Genomic DNA, 21548 nt, shown 5'->3' on the forward strand with positions numbered 1-21548 from the left:
CTCGATCAGCACCTGGTAGCGGCGCATATCGATGATGTGGTCCACATGCTCGATATCGACCGGGCACTGCTCCACACACGCACCACAGGTCGTGCAGCTCCACAACACCTCAGGATCGATGACCCCGTCTCCGTGCGCGACGAGCGGCCGCTCCCCTTCCGCACGTTCAGCTTCGGTGAGTTTGCCGAGCTTCTTCTCACCGTTCCCAGCCAGCAGATACGGAGCCTTCGCATACGTGTGATCGCGCAGCGACATGATCAGCAGCTTGGGCGACAACGGTTTTCCGGTATTCCATGCCGGGCACTGACTCTGGCAGCGCCCGCATTCGGTGCACGTGGTGAAGTCCAGCAATGCCTTCCAGCTGAAATCCTCGACCTTGCCTGACCCGAACGCATCCACGTCAGGGTCGGCGGCCTCCATATCGAGCACCACACCGCCGGACATCATCGGCTTGGCCGCTCCGAGCGCCACCCCACCGTCACGCTCGCGCTTGAAGTAGATATTCGCGAACGCCGAAATCCGATGCCACGCAACACCCCACGTCAGATAGCGCCCGATCAGCACCAGGAATGCCGCACCGGCCAGCATCTTCACGAACGCGAATACCGAGATCAGCACCGGACTGACCGGCAGCAACCGCGCGACCTGCATCGTGACGAAATCGGAGGACACGTGCCCGCCCCCGTAGGTCGCGATCCGGCCCGCTTTCACCAGCACATCACTGCATCCGTGCACCACCACGATCGCCTCGATCGCATACGCGGCCTTGAAATTCGATCTACCGAACCGCGAGAGCCGCTCGGGCCGTCGCGGATGATTCAGTTGTCGAATGGCGATGAGCGCGAGGATCCCGACAATTGTTGTGAGCGCGAGTATCTCCTCCAGCAGGTGATACCCATACGTCTCGCCCACCCAAGGCCAGCCGAACTCCGGATCGAATGTCTGCCCGTACGACTCGAAATAGAGCACCATCCCGAGCAGGAACCCGACCATGACCAGCCAGTGCGCCCATCCGACGGTCCGGAACTTGTTCATCCGGGTATGCGCCGCGACCTCCACCAGCACGGTCCGCACCCGTGGCAGAACCGGCCGCCATCGCGACCGATCCGCCTGCCCCGCACCGATGATCCGCACCATCCGCCGCGCGCCGACGAACAACGTCGCCCAGCACAGCGCGCTGATCACAGCGCCGATGGTCCCCAATGTGATCGTCGCGGCATTCACAGCCTTCGACCCCCCTGCATCCGAAATGCACTGCACGGCAACACAACCGCATGTTACCCGTCAGTAACTTCAACGTCCGATGCCAAGCTATCACCGATTCCCTTGGCGCGGAAGCATCATTCGGACACCGTCAAGTTGCTTCGGCATCGGCGATGCGGCGCTAGGACTTCAGGGCCTGCGCCAAATCGGCCCACAGATCATCCGGATGTTCGATGCCGACCGACAGGCGGATGAGATCGGCCGGGATGGTCGGAACTTCGATGGCCCAGCGCCGCCGCCGCTCGAGCATGGACTCGACGCCGCCGAGACTGGTGGCGTGCACCCAGAGGTCGGTGCTTTCGCAAACACGTTGGGCCCCAGCGGCATCGCCACCGAGTTCGAAAGCGAGAATGGCGCCGAAGCCGGACATCTGCGCGGCCGCTCGGGCATGACCCGAGTCCTCCGGCAGACCCGGATAGCGGACCCGGCTCACGCGCGGATGCTCGAGCAGTCGCGCCGCCAGGAACGCGGCGTTCGACTGGGCGCGCTCCAATCGCAGTGCGAGCGTGCGCAGTCCACGCAGCGCCAGCCAGGCCTCCATCGGACCGGGGATCGCACCGAGGCTTCGACGGCGCAATTCCAGGGCCGCCCACCGCTCATCCGAGTTGGTGACGACAGCGCCGAGTACGACATCCGAGTGACCCGCGATGAACTTGGTCGCCGAGTGCAGCACGATGTCGGCGCCCATGGACAGCGGCTGTTGCAGCAGCGGCGTGGCAAAGGTGTTGTCCACCACGACGGTTGCGCCCGCGGCACGACCCGCCGCCGCAAGTGCCGGGAGGTCCGCGACCTCCATGGCCGGGTTGGTCGGCGACTCGATCCACAGCAGGTCCGCACCGGCGACCGCGGCCGACACCCCGGCGGTATCGACAACACTCACGCGGTCGACCGTGAGCCGCCCCGTCGCCGCCTGCTGATCCAGCAGCGCGAGCACGCCACTGTAGGCATGCTGCGGCGCGACCACGCGCCCACCGACCGGCACCAGATCGCAGATCGCGGCGGCGGCCGCCATCCCCGAAGCGAAGCTCAGGCAGCGTCCGCCTTCCAACGCGCCGAGGGTCTCCTCGAGCGCCGTCCAGGCATCGTTGCCGAAACGGCCATAGCCCATATCGCCACCCGCGATGTAGGTCGAACTGAAAACGGGCGACCCGCCCAGCGGTGCGTCCGGGACCCGAGCGGGCCGGCCGGCGTGCACGACAACGGTGGAGGGATCTAGATCAAGCGTCATGCCTGCACTGTAAGCAGCGACAGGTGGCGATTGCGGATTGTGCAGGGCGGCAAGAACGGGTTCACCGCGCGTCCGGTTATCCGCTGCAGCCGTTTCGATCTCCGATGCAGACCGAACCGTACTGATCCCGTAATGGGATTCATGACATAGCCAAAAGCTATTGCCGCAGGTCGCGCGTAGCGTTGACAGTGTCGATCATGACGGATTGCGGAGTATTGGATCAGGCTCGTGGCTGGAAGTACCGGAAACTGGTGGCGCGGAGCAGTGCTGTCACAACTGGCCCGGTCCTCGGGTAGCGCGGCGGTGGTACTGCTCGTGCTGGACGACGGAACCGAGGTCTTCAGTTTTCCGCGGCTCAATTGGGCGGTCGTAACGATCACGGCAGGATTGGTGATCGGGGCGGTCGTGCTGATCGCGATCCTCGTCGACCACGCCGAATTCGATGAGTCACCACCCCCACCTCCGCCCGCGATTTGTGAGCCTTTCTGCCCGACCCCTACCTGACCTCGAATATTCGCTGAAATAAGTACCCGATACGTAGTTTCCCGGTCGCGTGGCAACCCTCCGGCGAGCGACTCTATTGGAGCACCGGAAGTCGGGGCTCGACACAATGGAGTGCCGCAGTGGACATCGACGAGGCTGTCTGCGCAGTGTCGACTACCGGTCGAAACTATTCAATTGCCGACTTTCATTGCGGCCGTGGTCATTTAGGATCGCGACATGGAGAGTCGCATGGTCGATCGAGCGTCCGGGGAAACGGTTCGACGCTCAGTGATTCTGGGTGGTGGCGGCGTTCCCGGCGCGGCGTGGATGGCGGGACTGGCCGCCGAATTGCGCCGCCGGGGCATCGATTTGGCGGCGGCCGACTCGATAGTCGGCACATCCGCCGGCGCGGTGGTGGGCGCCGCCGATGATCCGCGACCACCCGGCAGTACCCAACCGCCTTCGGTAGTGAAATTCGAACTGGCCGCCACCGTGTTCGGCCTACTTTTCGATCGATCCCGGGACCGCGACGCCGCACGACGCGAAGTCGGCCGTTTGGCAATGGACCGAAACTCCCGCGCAGCCTAGTTGACCTCTGCGATGGCGTGCCGCGATTCGGGCGTGTCGTACGCCCGGCCGCCATGGTAGTCTCGTATTGTCCAGGGGTAGTCTCGACCGGGTGCCCATAAAACTCTATTACGGGTTAGCGCAGATGATGGCTGCCGCCGGTGTCGATCTCACGCCGGAGCAAGTCCTCACCCTGATGCGACGATGGCTGGCCGGACAACGCCGGGCCTGGGGCGAGCCCGCCTACGACCAAGCGACTGGCTGGCTGATGTTCCAGCTGTGGATGCGCACCGACAACGGGCAGCCCGTCCAGCTAACCGGACGGATAACCCCGCCCGACTTCTACATCGTTGATGTCCGCCCGTTGACCGCCATCGAGATCGCTGAGTTCATCCAGTGGGAGGCCCGCAATGACTGACAACAGCACCCACACCGACGCCGTCACTCCACAGGAGATGGCGCAGATCCTGGCACGTCTCGAGCGCGGCAGCACGCCCGCCGTCTCGACGTCCGGCACCGGCACCGGCATGGAGGCACGGTCGGTCAAGATGCCCAAGGAACTCGATATACGGGTCGGATTGCGTGCGGAGCAACTCGGCATGACCAAGAGCGCCTACTTCCGGTGGCTGGCCGAGCGAGATCTGAAGGACGCCTACAGCGACGAGCCGGAAATGGTGCCCTTGACCGAGGCGCGCGCGATCGCGACACGCGCGGTCGACGAGGCGTTGGCACAGCTGTCCCATCGCCCCGGCCACGCCGCCTGACACCGATCGAACTACATAGTCACGATCCTCGTCGCCGACGACTGCGGGATAGCGGTCGGACAGGAACTGGATCACCGAACGGCGAACACACGGGTCCTTCAGGCCTCCTCGTCGCTATGGCGACCAGATGCCAACTCGGTCTCGACGATCAACAGATGTGCCAGCGCCTCGGCGAACAGCTCTTCACCAGTGGCGCGCATATCAGCAGCGGTCCGACCCAGGATCCGACCGTCCGTCAGGTCGATACTGGCGTCCCAGTTGTCGATGCTGCGGCCTGCGTGCAAGCCGGTGACCGAACCCTCGCCGGTCTTCTTGGTGGCCAACACGCAGTCGTTGACCTCGATACACGCGTCAGGAGATGATGCGGACCGCGTAGGGCATGATGCCGTCTTCGCGGACGGGCGAAACCCGTACCACCTCACCGGATTGCGGAGCCTCGACCATTTTCCCGCCGCCGAGGTAGAGAGCTACGTGCTGGCTGCCGCCGGGGCCCCAGAAGAGCATGTCGCCGCGTTCACGTTCGGAGACGGGGACGCGGGAGCCCATGGTGTATTGGTAGCCGCTGTAGTGCGGGAGGGAGACGCCGATGCCGGCGAAGGCGTAGATCATGAGGCCGGAGCAGTCGAAGCCGGTTTTGGCGTAGTCGCCGTAGGAGTCGGCTACGCCGCCGTCGCGGATGCCGAGGGTGGCGCCGGATTCGTCGCCGCCGCCCCAGGCGTAGTCCTCACCCAACTGGGCCATGGCTCGGTCGACCACTACTTCGATGAGTTGGGAGCGGGAGCCGGAGGGGCGGGTGGCTTGCTGGCCGGAGCGGGAGGGGGCGGGGGAATTGTCGATCAGGGAGTGCGGGCGGTGGCCGGCGGCGGCGTCGTTGGCGAGGCCGTTGGCGCGGTGGTCGGCGTTGACGCGGGCGGCGGCCTCGGAGGCGGCGGCGCGGGCGGCTGCCTCGTCGGCGCGGCGCTGGTTTTCCCAGGCGGTGTAGGCGTCGCGCTGGGATTGCAGGCCGGTGACGGTGGCGCGGGCGGCGTCCAGGCGCTGCTGGGCCGAATCGCGTTGGGCCACCAGGTCGTTGCGGCGGGCGGCCTGCTGGTTCAGTTCGGCCTGGGCGGTGGTAACGGCGTTCTGGGCTTCGGTCTTCTTCGCGTCGGCGTCGGCCGCGGCGGCGTCGGCGGTCTGCTGTGCCTGGCGGGCGACGGCGGTCTTGTTGGCCTGATCGACCTGGGCGCGGCGCAGGCCGTTGACCACCTGCTGCTGGTTCAGGGATTTGATGGTGAGGATCTGAGCGCGGTCCAGAGCGATCTCGGGCGTGGGCGCCGCGAGGTAGTTGACCAGCGAATTCGAGCCGGGACGCATGTAGACCTGGGTCACGTATTTGTCGAAGTCACCGTGTGCGGCATCGACTTTCACGCCGGCGGCGGTGAGATCGGTCTGGCACTGGGCGACCGCGCGGGCCGCGGCATCGGCGGCATCACGCGCGATCTGCAGGTCCACCAGGGCCTTGTTGACGGCTTCGCGGCGCACGGCCACGGCATCGTCGAGCTGCTGCAGCTGCTGTTCGGCGGTCGCGACCTGGTTGATGAGCACGCCGACCTGGCCGACGCCCGCGTCGACTTGCGCTCCGGCGTCGGCGATCTCGCTGTCGCTGGGATTGGGCGGTGGCGGCGCCGCGTGTCCGGCGCCGATGCCGACCGCCAGCACCAGCACCGCGATCAGCAACTCTGTGGCGACATGAACCGGGCGCGTCCGCCCCCATGCCGGTCGTCGCATCACACCTCCCTGGAGTCCCATCCGGCACTTCATCCCCAACCGTGCCATCGCGAAACCGTACGTCACTTCGATTAGCGGGTGGCTCAGCCACGCCACAATGACAAAGGTGTAATTCAGACGTTGCTAGCAATTTGCCTGATCAGGCGGCATATCTCCAGCAACACGAAACGCCGAACTGCTGGAAGGATTTCCGGCGGTTCGGCGTGTCAGTACGGGAGGGTCGGTGCGAACGGAGCGTTCAGCCGACGGGGGTGAGCGGTCGCTCCGAGGGCGGATCGGTCTTGGCGCGCTTGGTCTTCACCACGTACAGCCCGCCGATGACGGCGAGCAGCCCGGCCAGCACGATCAGCGTGATGACGGTCCAGGAAAGTCCCTCGGGCTGCTCCAGGCGATCGACGAAGACCCGCGCCGCCTCCTCGGTGTGCTCGGGCCCGCGGTACTTGGCCTTGTCCTCGGCCCATTCCAGCCGGGCGCGGGTGAAGGTGTCGCTGTAGGTGCCCACCCAATCGTCGGAGAGCACCAGCACCGTGCCGTGCTCCTGCACCCCCACCTCGGTGGCCAGATCGCGCAGGTTCGCCTCGATGCCGGGGTTGCCCTGCACCACAACGATATTGAGATCGATGCCGTGCTCGCGCGCCTCGGCGGCGATGGCGGCCAGGCCGTCCTGGTCCCGATTCTTGGGCGCGGCGACGTGATTGTCGGCCAGATCCAGGCGGATCGACTTCAGGTCGGTGTTCGGCGGTAGCTCCGCCTTCAGCGGGCTGAAAACCGCGTTACGCGAGACGGTCACGAACGCACAGTACGCGACCGCTTGTCACATCACCTCACCACGGCACGCCGTAAGCTGCTTCCGATGCCCGGGGACCTCCCCGATGCGTTCACAGGACAAGCGTACTGTTAGGGTTGGAAACCGGACGAGGCCCGCGCCTCGACGAGCCATCGGCACAGCCCCGCCGGTGGCCCCCATTCACAGACGAGTGGAGCTGAACGTGACGAGTATCGATACTTTTGGCGCCAAAGGCACCCTCGAGGTCGGAAGCAACTCTTACGAGATCTTCCGCCTCGCGGCCGTGCCCGGCACCGAGAAGCTGCCCTACGCCCTGAAGGTGCTGGCGGAGAACCTGCTTCGCACCGAAGACGGCGCGAACATCACCGCCGACCAGATCCGCGCCCTCGCGAACTGGGACCCGAGCGCCGAGCCGGACACCGAGATCCAGTTCACGCCCGCCCGCGTGATCATGCAGGACTTCACCGGCGTGCCCTGCATCGTCGACCTCGCCACCATGCGTGAGGCCGTCACCACCCTCGGCGGCGACCCGAACAAGGTCAACCCGCTCTCCCCCGCCGACATGGTCATCGACCACTCGGTCATCCTCGACGTGTTCGGCACCGCCGACGCCCTCGAGCGCAACGTCGACCTGGAGTACCAGCGCAACGGCGAGCGCTACCAGTTCCTGCGCTGGGGCCAGGGCGCGTTCGACGACTTCAAGGTCGTCCCGCCGGGCGTCGGCATCGTGCACCAGGTGAACATCGAATACCTGGCCCCGACCGTCATGGTCCGCAACGGCCAGGCCTACCCCGACACCTGTGTCGGCACCGACTCGCACACCACCATGGTCAACGGCCTGGGCGTGCTGGGCTGGGGCGTCGGCGGCATCGAGGCCGAGGCCGCCATGCTGGGCCAGCCGGTCTCCATGCTGATCCCGCGCGTCGTCGGCTTCAAGCTGACCGGTGAGATCAAGCCGGGCGTCACCGCCACCGACGTGGTGCTCACCGTCACCGACATGCTGCGCAAGCACGGTGTGGTCGGCAAGTTCGTCGAGTTCTACGGCAAGGGCGTCGCCGAGGTGCCGCTGGCCAACCGCGCCACCCTGGGCAACATGTCCCCCGAATTCGGCTCCACCGCCGCGATCTTCCCGATCGACGAGGAGACCATCAACTACCTGCGCCTGACCGGCCGCAGCGACGAGCAGCTCGCGCTCGTCGAGGCGTACGCCAAGGAACAGGGCCTGTGGCACGACGCCGACAACGAGCCCGCGTACTCGGAGTACCTGGAGCTGGACCTGAGCACCGTGGTGCCGTCCATCGCCGGCCCGAAACGCCCGCAGGACCGAATCCTGCTGTCGGACAGCAAGAACGCGTTCCGCAAGGACATCCGCACCTACACCAACGATCCGGTCCCGCACACCGCACTGGACGAGGCGATCGAGGAGTCCTTCCCGGCCAGCGATCCGGTCGCCTCCGGCACCGCCTTCGACGACAACGCCGTCCCGACCGCCGCCAATGGCAACGCGGGCCGTCCGTCCAAGCCGGTCAAGGTCTCCGACCCGGAGCGCGGTGACTTCGTCCTGGATCACGGCGCCGTCGTGGTCGCGGGCATCACCTCCTGCACCAACACCTCGAACCCGTCGGTCATGCTGGGCGCGGCCCTGCTGGCACGCAACGCGGTCGAGAAGGGCCTGTCCTCCAAGCCGTGGGTCAAGACCAACATGGCACCGGGCTCGCAGGTCGTCGCCGACTACTACGAGAAGGCCGGCCTGTGGCCGTACCTCGAGAAGCTCGGCTTCTACGTGGGTGGCTTCGGCTGCACCACCTGCATCGGCAACACCGGTCCGCTGCCGGAGGAGATCTCCAAGGCGATCAACGACAACGACCTCTCGGTCACCGCGGTGCTCTCGGGCAACCGTAACTTCGAGGGTCGTATCTCGCCGGACGTCAAGATGAACTACCTGGCCTCCCCGCCGCTGGTCATCGCCTACGCCCTGGCCGGCACCATGGACTTCGACTTCGAAACCGATGCCCTGGGTCAGGACAAGGACGGCAACGACGTCTTCCTGAAGGACATCTGGCCGTCCGCGCAGGAGATCGACGACACCATCAAGTCGGCGATCAGCCGGGACATGTTCACCAAGTCCTACGCCACCGTGTTCGACGGTGACCAGCGCTGGCAGGGCCTGAACACCCCCGAGGGCGACACCTTCGCGTGGGACGAGAACTCGACCTACGTCCGCAAGGCGCCGTACTTCGACGGCATGCAGATGGAGCCGGCTCCGGTTGCGGACATCAAGGGCGCGCGCGTCCTGGCGCTGCTGGGCGATTCGGTCACCACCGACCACATCTCCCCCGCCGGTCCGATCAAGCCGGGCACCCCGGCCGCGCAGTACCTGGACTCGCACGGCGTGGCGCGCAAGGACTACAACTCGCTGGGTTCGCGTCGTGGCAACCACGAGGTCATGATCCGCGGCACCTTCGCCAACATCCGGCTGCGCAACCAGCTGCTGGACGACGTCTCGGGCGGTTACACCCGCGACTTCACCCAGCCCGGTGGCCCGCAGGCGTTCATCTACGACGCCTCGCAGAACTACCAGGCCGCGGGCATCCCGCTGGTCGTGCTGGGCGGCAAGGAGTACGGCTCGGGTTCCTCGCGTGACTGGGCCGCCAAGGGCACCAGCCTGCTGGGCGTCAAGGCCGTCATCACCGAGTCGTTCGAGCGCATCCACCGCTCCAACCTGATCGGTATGGGCGTCGTGCCGCTGCAGTTCCCGAAGGGCGAGAGCGCCGCGTCGCTCGGCCTGGACGGCACCGAAACCTTCGACATCGAGGGCATCACCAAGCTGAACGAGGGTGTGACTCCGAAGACTCTGAAGGTGACCGCCACCAAGGAGAACGGCGAGAAGGTCGTGTTCGACGCGGTCGTCCGCATCGACACCCCCGGTGAGGCCGACTACTACCGCAACGGCGGCATCCTGCAGTTCGTGCTGCGCAACATGATTCGCGGCTAGTATTGCCCGCCGCTCGGCTGTGAAGGGCTGTTTCACAGCCGAGTTGTGGTGGTGGGCACCGGTTTTCACCGGTGCCCGCCACGCGATCCACCCGGATCGCTTCGCTCGTCGCTCGTGCGGGATCTCCGTCCCGGTCGCAAGATCGGTACGGAGATCCCGCACAACACGTTTCGGAGGAGCCCAGTGCCCAAGGTCAGTGACGACCACCTCGCCGCCCGGCGCAGCCAGATCCTCGACGGAGCCCGCAGTTGCTTCGCCGAGTACGGCTACGAGGGCGCGACCGTGCGTCGCCTCGAAGAGGCCACCGGACTGTCCCGGGGCGCCATCTTTCACCACTTCCGCGACAAGGACGCGCTGTTCCTGGCGCTGGCCCAGGAGGACGCGGGCCGGATGGCCGAGGTCGCGGCCACCCAGGGTCTGATCCAGGTGATGCGCGATATGCTCGCCCACCCCGAGGATTTCGACTGGCTGGGCACCCGCCTGGAGATCGCCCGCCGGCTGCGCAACGATCCCGATTTCCGCGCCAACTGGGAAGAGCGCTCGGTCGAGCTGACCGCCGCCACCGTGGCCCGCCTCGAGCGCCGCAAGGCCGCCGGCGCGCTGCGCGACGATGTGCCGACCGAGGTCCTGCTCGGCTATCTCGATCTGGTGCTGGACGGTCTCATCGCACGGATCGCCTCCGGGCACGCCAACGACAATCTCGAAGCCGTGCTGGATCTCGTCGAGGCCTCGGTCCGGCGCAAGCAGTAATCGCTCAGGGGCGGGCCTCGAGGTCCGCCAGCAGCAGCCTGGTGATGCGGTCGAGCTGCGCCCGATCCGGTGCGGAAAGCACCGAGAGCAAGGCGGTTTCGTTCTCCACGTGCTCAGTGACGACCAGGTCAATGAGTTCCAGGCCGCGATCGGTCAGGGCGACCTTCACCGCCCGCCGATCCCCCGCGTCGGCATTGCGCCGCACCAGGCCCGCCGATTCCAGACGATCCAGTCTGCCCGTCATACCCGCCCGCGAGAGCATGAGCGTATCCGCGAGCACCGACGGGTTGAGCTCGTAGGGCTCCCCCGAACGACGCAGTGCCGCAAGCACATCGAACTCGCCGCGCTGCAAGCCGTGCGCGGCGAAGACGGCTTCGATCCGCTGGCCGGCGACAACCGAGAGCCGCCCGAGCCGGCCGATGATGCTCATCGCCTCGAGCTCGAGGTCCGGTCGTTCCCGCCGCCACTGCGCCGTAATGGCATCCACCGCGTCTTCCTTCGCTTCACCCATGGACAGGATTCTATTCGGTCCGATATAGTTCGGTAGCGAATTATAAACCACCGAATAGTTCGGAGCTTGCCATGAACACCACCTCGCGACCGGTCATCATCCGTCAGCCACAGCAGGGCGAGGTGCTCGTGACGCCCGCGGTCACCATGCGACTGCTGATCGACGCCAACGAGGCGCACGGCACGGTCAGCACCCTCGAGGTCACCATGGCGCAGGGCGCGGACGGGGCGGCGCCGCACTATCACACGCTGTCCGACGAGCTGTTCTACGTCGCGGACGGGGAACTGCAGCTGCTGGCCGGGGACGAGATCGTCACCGTCGGCGCGGGCGGGTCGATCATCGCCCCGAAGCTCATGCCGCACGCCTTCGGCGCCACCCCGGACAGCGGGGCACGGATCATGATCGCGCTCATGCCCGGCGTCGAGCGATTCGGCTATTTCCGGCTACTGGACCGCATCAGCAAGGGCGAGTCGGGCTTCGAGGAACTGGCCGCGGCCCAGGACGAGTACGACAACCATTTCGTGGACGCGCCGGACTGGTGGCGTGAACGCAACGCCAACCGCAAGTAGGCCCGATAGCTCGGCAATCGCCGAAAATGTGCCGCAGACCACGGCATACTCGGAAATGCGACCGGTCGGCAGCGAGTTGTGGGTTATATGGCTTTCTCCGTTCCCGTCACCGTTCGCGGCTACGAGCTCGATATCAACGGCCATCTCAACCAGGCCGTATACCTGCAGTACGCCGAGCACGCCCGATGGGAGTTGTTGCGGGCGGCCGGTATCCAGGAGGAGAAGATGATCGCCTCCGGCATCGGGCCGATCGTGCTGGAGAACAACATCAAGTACTTCCGTGAGCTGCACGGCGGCGACGAAGTCACGGTGAGCTGCGAGTTCGAATGGGCCGGCGGCAAGATCTTCAAGATGCACCAGCTGGTCACCAAGCTGGACGGGACCGTATCGGCGCAGATCGACGTGGTCGGCGGGGTGATGGATCTACGAGCCCGCAAACTGGTTGCGGATCCGGGGGCGGCATTGCGCGAGATCGCCGAATCGCCCGAGGTACTCGGTCTCTGAGCAGTCGCTGAGCGCCTGCGGGTCCGTCCCGGCGCGGAGCGAAAATCTTTAGGCCCAAGTGGTTTCCGCGCACCCGGCGAAGTTTGCCGGGTGCGCGGAAATCTCTCGATGCGGACCGATCAGGGGGCGTAGCGGGATATGATTCAGGTCACGCTCGGCCCCGCAGCAAATCCCGAGCAGATCGGAGTTCAGCATGACCGGCGCCCTCCACCGCAGCACTTCGGCCCCGCCCGGGGCCATCGCGCCACCGCTATCCGGCTACCTCGTAGCAGCCACCGACCGTCATGTCAGCGTGCGCGTCTCCGACGGCACCTGGACCTTCCGGTGGAGCGATATCGTCGAAGTCACCGACTGGGATATTGCGGTGGCGCAGGGCTCTTGCGAGGGCCGTCCGGTGCTGGTGCGGGTGCGTGACGGCGTCACAGCCGATTTCACGCAGCGCCGTCGCATCGAGCGGACCGAACGCCCGCTGACCCTGCCCCAGCAGTACTCCCCCGCCCGCGGCGACGACGAATTGCGGCGGCTCACCGAAATCTGGGCGCGCGGACTCGAACTCGCGCCCGCGCCCGGCATCGGCGGGGCCACCATGACCTGCGTCCAGACCCGCTCGCACAACGGCAGTGACGACGGCGTCGCCTGCGACAGCCTGGATTGACGGTTCCCCGCATGGCCCCCCGCACCACGGGGTCGGTGCTCATCGTCACCGAAGCCGAAGACCTGCACGGCGACGCGCTCGCCGCCACGCTGCGGAAGCATCACGCGCACACCGCGATTCGACTCGATATGCGCGACTTCCCGCGCGAGCACGGCACTTTCCGCCTCGGCCGCGACGGCACCGCCCGCTCACTGTCCCATGTCCTGGGCCTGGACGATGTCACCTCGGTCTGGTGGCGGCGCCCGCATCCGTGCGCGGTGCCGGTCAGCGCCCGCGCCGAGGACGACGCCTACCGCCGCGCCGAATGCGACGGCTTCCTACAGGGCCTGCTGTGGTCCATGCCGGCGTTGTGGGTCAACGACCCGGGCGCCGACCGCACCGCCAGCCGCAAGATCGTGCAGCTGGAGACGGCGCACCGCGCGGGGTTCGCGGTGCCGGAAACGCTCATCACCAATGATCCGGACGAGGCGCGCGGCTTCATCGAATCCCGGCCCGGTCCAGTGGTTTACAAGCGCACCGGCACCGGGCGCGGCGCGTTCACCGAGACGCGCATCGTGACGCCGGCCGATCTGCCCCGCTTGACGACGATCAGCGACTCGCCGACCATCTTCCAGGATTACGTGCACGCCGAATGCGATCTGCGCATCGTGTGGGTGGACGGCATCGAATGGGTGGTGCGGATCGACTCGCAATCCGGTGTGGGGCGGGTGGATTCGCGCCTGGACACCTCGGTGGCGTTCACCGCCGACCGCCTGCCCGCCTCGGTGAGCAAGTCCCTGACCACGCTGATGGGCGCGCTGGGACTGGCTTTCGGCGTGCTGGATCTGCGCGTCGGCCGGGACGGCGAGTTCTGGTTCCTGGAGGTGAACCCGCAGGGCCAGTTCGCCTACCTGGAGATCAAGACCGGGCTGCCGATCTTCCAGAGCCTGTCGAACCTGCTGGTGTACGGCGACGGCACCGTGAACGGCCGCTGACCGCACTGGCCGGCGACCGGGCACAACCGGGACGCACACTCGGTGGCGAGCCGACGCAGTGCCGACCGATGCCACACGAAATCGCAAGTGGTCGAGCGGCTTTCACCGCTCGACCAGCGAGCTTCACCCCCAGGCTATTTACTGGCGGCCTTACCGGCCTTTCGCCGATTCGCACCACCGCGGCTGCGGAGTTGCACATGCGACTCCACTAGCACGTTGTGGATGAAGCCGTACGACCGCCCGGTTTCCCGGGCCAGCGAGCGTATGCTCGCACCGGCCTCGTACTGCTTCTTGAGCTGGGATTGCAAGCGGTCCCGAGACTTTCCGGTGACGCGCGTGCCCTTACCCAATACGGCTTTACCCTGTGCGGGCCTGTCACTCATGACTTCCTCCGAGTCGCCGTGGGCGCCTCATTCCAGGTTAGAGACTCGAGCGGCCGTGATCAATGAATCGGTGTGATCGGAATCACGCAATCCTCACAGACCGGTCAATCAGCACCGAATTCGGGCCCGCCACCGACCGAGCGGTCGAAACCCGTTGGGTTTCAAACCGTCTGGATGGTTGCGTGGATCTCGTTGCGGGACTTCGATTCCCGCGCCCCGGAGGAGGGCCTGCAGACCTCAGGCCAGCTGAATGAGCTCCAGATACTCCTGCGACCAGTGATCCTCGGTGCCGTCGGGCAGCATGATGACCCGTTCCGGATTCAAGGCTTCGGCCGCACCCGGATCGTGGGTCACCAGCACCACCGCGCCCGCGTAACTGCGCAGCGCGTCCAGCACCTGCTCGCGCGAGACCGGGTCGAGGTTGTTGGTGGGCTCGTCCAGCAGCAGCACATTGGCGGCCGAGGACACCAGGCCCGCCAACGCGAGACGGGTCTTCTCACCGCCGGACAGCGTGCCCGCCGGCTGCTCCAGCTGCGGACCGGAGAACATGAACGCGCCGAGCAGGCCGCGCAGATCCTGTTCACCCGCGTCCGGCGCGGCGTGGCGGATGTTCTCCCACACCGTGGCCTGATCGTCCAGGGTGTCGTGCTCCTGGGCGAAATAGCCGATCTTCAGGCCGCGGCCGGGATCGATCTCGCCGGCGGTCAGGGTCTCCACGCCGGCCAGCAGGCGCAGCATGGTGGTCTTGCCCGCACCGTTGAGTCCGAGGATCACCACCCGGCTGCCGCGGTCGATGGCCAGGTTGACGCCGGTGAAGATCTCCAGCGAACCGTAGAGCTTGGTGAGATTCTTGGCCATCAGCGGCGTCTTGCCGCAGGGCGCGGGTTCGGGGAACTTGATGCGCGCCACCTTGTCGGCCACGCGGATGTCGTCGGCCTCGGCCAGCATGCGCTCGGCGCGCTTGACCATCTGGTGTGCCGCAGCCGCTTTCGTGGCCTTCGCGCCGAGCTTGGCCGCCTGCTGCTTGAGCGCCGCCGCCTTCTTCTCGGCATTGGCGCGCTCGCGGACCCGGCGCTGCTCGTCGGTGGCGCGGGCGTCGAGGTATTTCTTCCAGCCCATGTTGTACAGGTCGGCCTCGCCGCGCACGGCGTCGAGGAACCACACCTTGTTGACCACGTCGCCGAGCAGTTCCACATCGTGGGAGATGACGATGAGGCCGCCGTCGTGATTCTGCAGGAAGCCGCGCAGCCAGTTGATGGAGTCGGCGTCGAGGTGGTTGGTCGGTTCGTCGAGCAGAAGGGTGGTATCGGATTTTCCGCCGCTGCCGTCGGACGCGCTGAACAGGATGCGCGCCAACTCGATTCGGCGGCGCTGACCACCGGAGAGGGTGCGCAACTGCTGGTTCAGCACCCGATCGGGCAGCGCCAGGCTGTTGCAGATCCGCGCGGCCTCGCTCTCGGCCACGTAGCCGCCGAGGGCCGAGAAGCGCTCCTCCAGCCGCCCGTACTTGCGAATGGCCTTGTCGCGCTCTTTGTCGTCGGCCACCTCGGCCATCAACGCCTGCTGCTTCTCCATGTCCCGCAGCAGGGTGTCGAGTCCGCGCGCCGACAGCACCCGGTCCTTGGCGAGGATGTCGAGGTTGCCCTCGCGCGGATCCTGCGGCAAATATCCGATTTCGCCGGAGCGAATGACCTTGCCCGCGTAAGGTTCTCCCTCACCGGCCAGGATGCGCAGCGTGGTGGTCTTGCCCGCACCGTTGCGCCCCACCAGGCCGATCCGATCACCGGCCTGTACCCGCAGCGCGGAGCCCGGCGCCGTCAGCAGGGTGCGGACTCCGGCCCGGACCTCCAGGTCGGTCGCGGTGATCACAAGCGTCTCCTCGGTAAAAGCGGGCTGCCAGGCATTAGCTGAACGATTGTGCGTGCATTCGGCACACAAGACCACCGATTTTACCCAATGCCCGCGGCGGCCCACGCCTCAGCACGTGGGTTCTAGCCCACATCGCGCCGACGGGCGCCACGCGCAGGAACAGCGCCCCTGCGCCCGGTGGTCACCGATCCGGTTCGGGCACGTGCACTATTGCCGAGCCGAACTTTCTGAGATTTGCGAATAGTTGCCTCGTCAGCGGGGTGATGTGCTGAAGCGCGACGACGTGGTCAGCGGTTCCGGTGCCGGTCGTCGGACCTTCGCACTCGAAAGGAGCCGCTTCGTGGCTTCGCTTGTCTCCCGTCCCCCGGGACGTCCGCTCCGCCGGCTGGTGCGGCGCTCGGCCGTGCTGCCGATCGCCGCCATGGCCTTGAGCGCCCTGACGCCGGCCGGGATCGCCGCCGCCGAGCAGCCGCCCGTCGCCATCGCCACCGATCGTCAGGAACAGGTCCTGCAGGTGCGCGACGGCGTGATCGTCTCGCAGGTCAGCTACGCGTTGCCGCTGCCCGCGAACGCTCCGGCGCATCCGGCGGAGTGTGATCGGACCGGATATCTGCGCTATCGCCCGGTCGGCGGGCCGGAGAGTTCGGCCGATGCCGACCATGTCGTCGTGCAGCAGCCGGGGGCCATCGGCGGCGCGGTGAACTCCGACAGCGTCGCGGCCAATACCGTTGCGGCCGCACACGCTTCGGGCCGGAATATCGAGTTCTGGGCGCTGGCGCGGCGCAGCGCGTGCCTCGATGAGACCACCGGCTTCGATTACGCGTTGCGCAGCGGTAACTACCTGGACGCGGTCGACTACTACTTCAACGGCAAGCCCATCGACGGGCGAGTGTTCCCGGGGTTCAAGGACTCTCAGCAGCTGGCGGTGCTCGATCTCATGGGCATGGAGCGGGTGATCCGCGACCAGTACGAGATCATGCTGTACGAGATCCCGGATCAGGCTGTGCGGCAGCGGAAGTACGTGTGCGCGGGCATCTCGCTGGGCGGACTGGTGGCCGGGTTCTTCTCGGACTGGGATTTCGACGGCGACCCCGCCACCACCGCGGACGCCGGATACAACCAGTGCGCGGCCTTCGCCGCCCAGGACACCATGATCACCTCGGATCCGGTGGCGATCCAGAACACGCCGTTCCTGCACGACCTCACCAATGCCATCGTCGGACCGACGAACGACGTGGTCAAAGCGATCGCGAACGTCGGCGTACTGCCGCGCTCGCTGGTCTCGGTGCCCATGGTGGGCTCGCGCGCCTTCATGATCTATCGATTGGCCGGGCTGGCCGCGCATCTGGAACCCGACGCCGAGAGCCGGCTGCTGGCGCACCTGCCGCGCGATCTCGATCTGGAGATCACGCTGAACTTCATGTTCTCCGGATCGCCGGCGGAGTTCCTCACCGACGGTGCGGACGGCTCCGGCAATATCCGCGACTTCCGGTTCACCAACCAGGCGCTGCTCGGAGTGTTCATCGACAACAACTCCGGTAACTTCTCGCTCTTCCAGCAGGGCGTGGGCGCGTTGAGCGGCGGGCCGGTGGCCGAGAAGACCTTCCCCACACCGGGTTCGGTCACCCAGATCCCGCTGCTCGGCGGCTTCCTGCGGGTCAGCGCCGGATCGCAGCAGCGGGTCCGACCGACCGACCGGAACGCGCTCTACACCTGGCGCAACTACGACGACGTCGCGGGCATCGGGTTCACCGCCCCGAACCACGAGGCATCCGATATCCGGGACGCCGCACGGCAACTCGCCACCGGCGCGCCCTACGCCTATTGGGAGACCTACTTCCCGGCCCGGTTGTTCATCGATATCGGTGCGGGGTACGGGGGCGCGCGCAGCGGCGATATGTCGAATCTGCGCTACCGCAATATGGCCCGCACCAAACCGTCCTACACCGCTTATGCCGGTGACGGTTTCGTGCAGACGGGCGCCGGCATCGTGGTGCCGCCACCGCCGACGGCGCAGGTGGTGACGCTGCCCGGGTACAGCCATGTCGACACCATCGGCGCGGCGCGGGTGCAGAACGACGGCAAGACCGATCCCAGCGCGCAGACGCTGGCCGATTTCGTGGGGAGCCTGCGATGAGGTGGACTTCAGCGATTCCCGTGGCCGCGTTGCTGGTGTTCGCGGGCACCGGCGTGGCAGTGCCGGAATCGGCCGCCGCGCCCGGTCTTCCGGGCGCCGATCGCGCCGAGGTGACGCCGATCAGCGGCGATCCGGCGCTCGGCGACGATGTCGAGGCGACCTATGTGCGCCTGCATTATCCGAGTCCGTACTCGACCATGGCGCATCCCGAGGCCTGCGACTGGATCTCGTTCGTGCGGTACCGATCCAAGGGCGGCCCGGAGCAGTCCGGGGACGCCGATGCGGTGCTGTCCATGCAGCCCGGCACCTTCTCCGGTGCGGCGAACCTGAATCCGCAAGGCCCGCAGGTGGTTCGCAAGGCCGCGGCATCGGGCAAGCACGTGGAATACATTTCCCTGGACCGGCGCGCCAATTGCGCCGAGGACCACACCGGCTGGGAAGCGGCCCAGCGCGCGGGCGACTATCGGGTGGCGGCGGACTACTACTTCGGCGGCAAGCCGGTCGACGGCCGCACCTACCGCTATCAGGCGTCGCAGGATCTGAACTATCTCGGCGAGTACGGTCTGGCGCTCACCATGGACGATTGGCGCGCGGTCATCGAATACCTGCTGCCGAATCCCGCTGACCGCCACAAGAGCTCGTGCGGCGGCCATTCGCTCGGCGCGTTCCTGGTCGGCCCGATGATGGCCTGGGACTTCGATCAGAACGCCGCCACCACCGAGGACGCCGGATACAGCCTGTGCGGCGGCGGGAGCGTGCCGGTGGACGGGTTCGCCATGACCGATCCGGCCGGATTCGCCGGGGCGCCGCCGCTGGATCTGCTCATGTCCTCGGTCGGCGGGGTCATCAAGAACGCCTTCGATCTGCTGCTGAAGAACGGGCTGGGCGTCGCGCAGCTGCCGGTGATCGCCGCGAGCGAGATCATGAACGCCTACCAGCTGGCCGGCATGGCCGCCGATCAGAAACCCGGCGACGTGAGCGACCTGGGCGCCCTGGTGCCGCGTGACCTGCGCAGCGAGGTCTGGATGCGGGCCATGTACGGCAAGGACTACCTGGACCTGTTCACCGGCAACAACCTGCCGCGCGACTACCGGCTCACCAATACCGCCATGCTCGGCATGCTGTTCGACCAGAACTCCGCCGAATACGTCATGCAGGCCGGGCTGGGGTTCTACGACTGCGCGACCACCGGCAAAACCTATCCGGTCCCCAATGGCCTGGCCTCGGTGCCGATCCTCGGCCCGACCCTGTTCATCATTCCGCTGCGGGTCGGCTACGGCCAGAACTACACCCCCGCCGCCCACGACCAGCTGTGCGGCTGGAAGAACTACGACGCGATGCCCGCCGCGACCATCGACGGCATCGATCCGGTGCGCGGCAACCCGACCGACCGCGACCACGAGGTCACCGATATGCGCGAATTCGCACACGCCATGAACCCGGGCTGGCAACCGACCGATTTCTTCGAGCAGTACACCCCGCTGCGCATCATCACCGACACGGTTTTCGCGCTCGGCCTGGGCCGCGACGGTGAACTGCGCCAGCTCCAGAACCGCAGCGGCGGCATCCTGAATTTCCTGCTGCACGGCGACCGCTGGCAGAGCACCCCCGCCGGCGCCCGCAATCTCACCCTGCTCGCGGGCGATTCACCGCTGCAGAACGCCGGGTACGCCGGCCTGCTCCCCGCCAATGCCAAGATCATCCCCGGCTATCGCCATTACGACGTGGTGACCGCCGCCGAACGCCAGAACAATGGAATGCCGGAAATGGCAAGCGCTCTCATTGCCGACTTCCTCACCCGGCCCTGAGCAGCCCGCTCGCTCGACATCCAGCTGCCGGACCAGCGGACGCGCCACGGCAGGGCACCGTGGCGCGCTCCGCCTCAGCCCGCGGGCTGGCCGAACATCAGGCCGATGGGCAGCACGCGCACCCACAGCGGCCCCTGATCGGTGGGCACCGATCCGGCGGCCCGCTCGGCGCATTTCACCGTCGAATCGCCCGGAGTCGCACCGTAAGTCGCGGCGACCGTCCAGGTCCGGCCCTCGAATTGCTTGTCCGCGGGCGCACCCGCACCCGCGGCCCGGACTTCCAGCGGCTGACCGTTGCCGTCGGTCACCGTACAGGCGATGCCCGCAGCCCAGTCGGCGGGCGCGTAGATCGCCATATACGCATCGGCGGGCACGAGAACCTTTGTCCCGGTGCTCGTTCCGAGCGGCACGCGCCGCCCGTCGGCCGGATTCGCCTCACAGGGCTGCCCATTGTCAGGCCCGTGCCCCTCACTGTCGATGCAGCCCGGCTCGGACGGCGTCGAGGTCGGGGTGGATGTCGCCGCCGCTGCCGAGGTGGAAGTGGCGGTGTCGGATGCCTGCTGGCTGCTCGAACACGCGGTGACCGCCAGCAACGGCGCAGCGATCAACAATATGGCGGATGGATGTAAGCGCACTATCTGCTCCATTCGTCGATTTACGTGTCACCTCATTTCACAGACACTTTCCAGCTACCGCAAACGGCGCGGCCGCCCGTCACCGTTCCGCGACCCAGCGGTGACCGATTCCGTCGTCGAATCGCAGCGTCGAGGCGTCCCCGCGAAGCTTCGATCACGAGCACGTGGCCTCCGCCACTCACCAGCCGAACAGCGACGACTCGACGATTCTGACATTTCCGGCACCGCCCGCCCGGTTACCGCGCCGCTGTCGCGCCGTCGAATCGGCTGCGATCCGGCCCGTCAGCCGAAAACGCCGCTGTGCGCGCCGGCGAGGGCGAGGCGGACCGCATTGTCGGCGGTCGCGTCGGTCAGCTTCTCGCGAGTTATCAAGGCGCGGAAGTAGATCGGGGCGACTACGGCTTTCACCAGTTCGGACGGGTCGATGCCGGAGGGGAGTTGGCCGCGGGTCACCGCGCGGTCGACTATCGGCAGGGCCTGGCGGATACGGTCGCGGAAGATGTGCCGGACGGCGTCCGGTGGGCGGGTGGCGCCGATGCGTTCGGACAGCAGGACGGCCAGGACGGCTTGTCCGCCTGGGCTTTTCACCCAGGAGACCAGGCCGCGGGCGAGCTGGCGCAGATCGTCTTCGAGCGCACCGGTGTCGGGTATCGCGATGTCGGTGGTGACGCTTTCGGAGAGTGCGTCGGCGATCAGGCCGTCTCGTTCCGGCCAGCGGCGGTACACGGTGGTCTTGTGGACGCCCGCTCGTTTGGCCACGTTCTCGACGGCGAAGGCGGCGTAGCCCTGTTCGGCGAGCTCGTCGATGGTCGCGGCCAGTACGGCGGCGCGGACCTTCGGACCACGTCCGAGCGGTGCGTCAGCTGGCATTGCAACTCCCTGTTGCGATATTGACGGGT

General features: G+C 66.8%; 21 protein-coding genes. 11 read left to right on the forward strand and 10 right to left on the reverse strand.

The features are described 5' to 3' along the window. Both NY1_RS39205 and NY1_RS39210 read right to left on the reverse strand, forming a co-directional pair. Positions 1-1224: 4Fe-4S dicluster domain-containing protein (locus NY1_RS39205; protein ID WP_157762776.1), on the reverse strand; the 1224-nt coding region annotated here is incomplete at its 3' end. 160 nt (positions 1225-1384) lie between these two features. Further along, positions 1385-2491 carry a trans-sulfuration enzyme family protein gene (locus tag NY1_RS39210; protein ID WP_067722716.1) on the reverse strand — a complete coding sequence of 369 codons (1107 nt, stop codon included), beginning with the start codon at positions 2489-2491 and terminating at the stop codon, positions 1385-1387. A gap of 732 nt (positions 2492-3223) precedes the next feature. On the opposite strand from NY1_RS39210, the gene NY1_RS39220 reads away from it, so the two are divergent. The 3 genes from NY1_RS39220 to NY1_RS39230 all read left to right on the forward strand — a co-directional run bounded on the left by NY1_RS39220 (position 3224) and on the right by NY1_RS39230 (position 4305). Next, positions 3224-3562 (forward strand): patatin-like phospholipase family protein, encoded by a 339-nt coding sequence (locus NY1_RS39220; protein ID WP_218028556.1) that lies wholly within the window; start codon positions 3224-3226, stop codon positions 3560-3562. Positions 3563-3653: 91 nt separating this feature from the next. Beyond that, complete coding sequence (locus tag NY1_RS39225) at positions 3654-3959, forward strand: hypothetical protein (protein WP_067722722.1); 306 nt, start codon at positions 3654-3656, stop codon at positions 3957-3959. Then, positions 3952-4305, forward strand: a complete 354-nt coding sequence (locus tag NY1_RS39230) for a hypothetical protein (protein WP_067722724.1) — start codon at positions 3952-3954, stop codon at positions 4303-4305. Before NY1_RS39225 ends, NY1_RS39230 begins: the two co-directional genes overlap by 8 nt. Before the next feature lie 98 nt (positions 4306-4403). On the opposite strand, the gene NY1_RS39235 is transcribed toward NY1_RS39230, so the two are convergent. From NY1_RS39235 to NY1_RS39245, 3 genes are all read right to left on the reverse strand, one after another. Then, positions 4404-4628, reverse strand: a complete 225-nt coding sequence (locus tag NY1_RS39235) for a hypothetical protein (RefSeq protein ID WP_157762778.1) — start codon at positions 4626-4628, stop codon at positions 4404-4406. A gap of 28 nt (positions 4629-4656) precedes the next feature. After that, positions 4657-6072 carry an NlpC/P60 family protein gene (locus NY1_RS39240; RefSeq protein WP_218028557.1) on the reverse strand — a complete coding sequence of 472 codons (1416 nt, stop codon included), beginning with the start codon at positions 6070-6072 and terminating at the stop codon, positions 4657-4659. A 238-nt stretch (positions 6073-6310) separates the two neighbouring features. Beyond that, positions 6311-6862 (reverse strand): Rv1476 family membrane protein, encoded by a 552-nt coding sequence (locus tag NY1_RS39245; RefSeq protein ID WP_067722728.1) that lies wholly within the window; start codon positions 6860-6862, stop codon positions 6311-6313. A gap of 199 nt (positions 6863-7061) precedes the next feature. Between NY1_RS39245 and acnA the strand changes: the two genes are divergently transcribed. Both acnA and NY1_RS39255 read left to right on the forward strand, forming a co-directional pair. Further along, entirely contained in the window at positions 7062-9854 is a 2793-nt protein-coding gene (gene acnA / locus NY1_RS39250) for an aconitate hydratase AcnA (RefSeq protein ID WP_067722783.1), read from the forward strand. Positions 9855-10037: 183 nt separating this feature from the next. Then, a complete protein-coding gene (locus NY1_RS39255) occupies positions 10038-10604 on the forward strand; it encodes a TetR/AcrR family transcriptional regulator (protein WP_067722730.1) in 567 nt (188 codons plus the stop codon). Between the two features lie 4 nt (positions 10605-10608). On the opposite strand, the gene NY1_RS39260 is transcribed toward NY1_RS39255, so the two are convergent. Then, a complete protein-coding gene (locus NY1_RS39260; RefSeq protein ID WP_067722732.1) occupies positions 10609-11115 on the reverse strand; it encodes a MarR family winged helix-turn-helix transcriptional regulator in 507 nt (168 codons plus the stop codon). 146 nt (positions 11116-11261) lie between these two features. On the opposite strand from NY1_RS39260, the gene NY1_RS39265 reads away from it, so the two are divergent. The 4 genes from NY1_RS39265 to NY1_RS39280 all read left to right on the forward strand — a co-directional run bounded on the left by NY1_RS39265 (position 11262) and on the right by NY1_RS39280 (position 13817). Next, complete coding sequence (locus NY1_RS39265) at positions 11262-11684, forward strand: cupin domain-containing protein (protein ID WP_439956072.1); 423 nt, start codon at positions 11262-11264, stop codon at positions 11682-11684. An 87-nt stretch (positions 11685-11771) separates the two neighbouring features. Beyond that, entirely contained in the window at positions 11772-12188 is a 417-nt protein-coding gene (locus NY1_RS39270) for an acyl-CoA thioesterase (protein ID WP_067722736.1), read from the forward strand. 193 nt (positions 12189-12381) lie between these two features. After that, positions 12382-12843, forward strand: a complete 462-nt coding sequence (locus tag NY1_RS39275; RefSeq protein ID WP_067722738.1) for a hypothetical protein — start codon at positions 12382-12384, stop codon at positions 12841-12843. Positions 12844-12854: 11 nt separating this feature from the next. Next, positions 12855-13817 carry an MvdC/MvdD family ATP grasp protein gene (locus NY1_RS39280; protein WP_067722740.1) on the forward strand — a complete coding sequence of 321 codons (963 nt, stop codon included), beginning with the start codon at positions 12855-12857 and terminating at the stop codon, positions 13815-13817. Positions 13818-13951: 134 nt separating this feature from the next. Here the strand turns inward: NY1_RS39280 and NY1_RS44950 are convergent, their stop codons facing one another. Together NY1_RS44950 and NY1_RS39285 are read right to left on the reverse strand one after the other, a co-directional pair. Continuing rightward, positions 13952-14200, reverse strand: coding sequence for a helix-turn-helix domain-containing protein (locus NY1_RS44950; RefSeq protein ID WP_084536217.1), 249 nt, complete (start codon positions 14198-14200; stop codon positions 13952-13954). A 237-nt stretch (positions 14201-14437) separates the two neighbouring features. Further along, positions 14438-16069, reverse strand: a complete 1632-nt coding sequence (locus tag NY1_RS39285) for an ABC-F family ATP-binding cassette domain-containing protein (protein ID WP_067722743.1) — start codon at positions 16067-16069, stop codon at positions 14438-14440. Positions 16070-16409: 340 nt separating this feature from the next. On the opposite strand from NY1_RS39285, the gene NY1_RS39290 reads away from it, so the two are divergent. After that, complete coding sequence (locus NY1_RS39290; protein ID WP_233434684.1) at positions 16410-18206, forward strand: hypothetical protein; 1797 nt, start codon at positions 16410-16412, stop codon at positions 18204-18206. Next, positions 18203-20014 carry a hypothetical protein gene (locus NY1_RS39295; protein ID WP_157762779.1) on the forward strand — a complete coding sequence of 604 codons (1812 nt, stop codon included), beginning with the start codon at positions 18203-18205 and terminating at the stop codon, positions 20012-20014. The genes NY1_RS39290 and NY1_RS39295 overlap by 4 nt, the downstream gene beginning before the upstream one ends. Before the next feature lie 74 nt (positions 20015-20088). Here NY1_RS39295 and NY1_RS39300 read toward each other — a convergent pair whose 3' ends face one another. Continuing rightward, positions 20089-20649 (reverse strand): hypothetical protein, encoded by a 561-nt coding sequence (locus tag NY1_RS39300; RefSeq protein WP_157762780.1) that lies wholly within the window; start codon positions 20647-20649, stop codon positions 20089-20091. A gap of 282 nt (positions 20650-20931) precedes the next feature. Beyond that, complete coding sequence (locus tag NY1_RS39305; protein ID WP_067722751.1) at positions 20932-21519, reverse strand: TetR/AcrR family transcriptional regulator; 588 nt, start codon at positions 21517-21519, stop codon at positions 20932-20934. Positions 21520-21548 lie beyond the last annotated feature (29 nt).

Origin of the sequence: Nocardia yamanashiensis NBRC 100130, assembly GCF_001613325.1 — a bacterium.
Taxonomy (GTDB): domain Bacteria; phylum Actinomycetota; class Actinomycetes; order Mycobacteriales; family Mycobacteriaceae; genus Nocardia; species Nocardia yamanashiensis.

What these genes read in the sequence shown, in the direction of transcription:
- NY1_RS39210 (WP_067722716.1), bottom strand. Translation starts at nt 2,491, where the DNA reads ATGACGCTTGATCTAGATCCCTCCACCGTTGTCGTGCACGCCGGCCGG.
- NY1_RS39220 (WP_218028556.1), top strand. Translation starts at nt 3,224, where the DNA reads ATGGTCGATCGAGCGTCCGGGGAAACGGTTCGACGCTCAGTGATTCTG.
- NY1_RS39230 (WP_067722724.1), top strand. Translation starts at nt 3,952, where the DNA reads ATGACTGACAACAGCACCCACACCGACGCCGTCACTCCACAGGAGATG.
- NY1_RS39240 (WP_218028557.1), bottom strand. Translation starts at nt 6,072, where the DNA reads ATGCGACGACCGGCATGGGGGCGGACGCGCCCGGTTCATGTCGCCACA.
- NY1_RS39260 (WP_067722732.1), bottom strand. Translation starts at nt 11,115, where the DNA reads ATGGGTGAAGCGAAGGAAGACGCGGTGGATGCCATTACGGCGCAGTGG.
- NY1_RS39265 (WP_439956072.1), top strand. Translation starts at nt 11,262, where the DNA reads ATGCGACTGCTGATCGACGCCAACGAGGCGCACGGCACGGTCAGCACC.
- NY1_RS39270 (WP_067722736.1), top strand. Translation starts at nt 11,772, where the DNA reads ATGGCTTTCTCCGTTCCCGTCACCGTTCGCGGCTACGAGCTCGATATC.
- NY1_RS39275 (WP_067722738.1), top strand. Translation starts at nt 12,382, where the DNA reads ATGACCGGCGCCCTCCACCGCAGCACTTCGGCCCCGCCCGGGGCCATC.
- NY1_RS39280 (WP_067722740.1), top strand. Translation starts at nt 12,855, where the DNA reads ATGGCCCCCCGCACCACGGGGTCGGTGCTCATCGTCACCGAAGCCGAA.
- NY1_RS44950 (WP_084536217.1), bottom strand. Translation starts at nt 14,200, where the DNA reads ATGAGTGACAGGCCCGCACAGGGTAAAGCCGTATTGGGTAAGGGCACG.
- NY1_RS39295 (WP_157762779.1), top strand. Translation starts at nt 18,203, where the DNA reads ATGAGGTGGACTTCAGCGATTCCCGTGGCCGCGTTGCTGGTGTTCGCG.
- NY1_RS39305 (WP_067722751.1), bottom strand. Translation starts at nt 21,519, where the DNA reads ATGCCAGCTGACGCACCGCTCGGACGTGGTCCGAAGGTCCGCGCCGCC.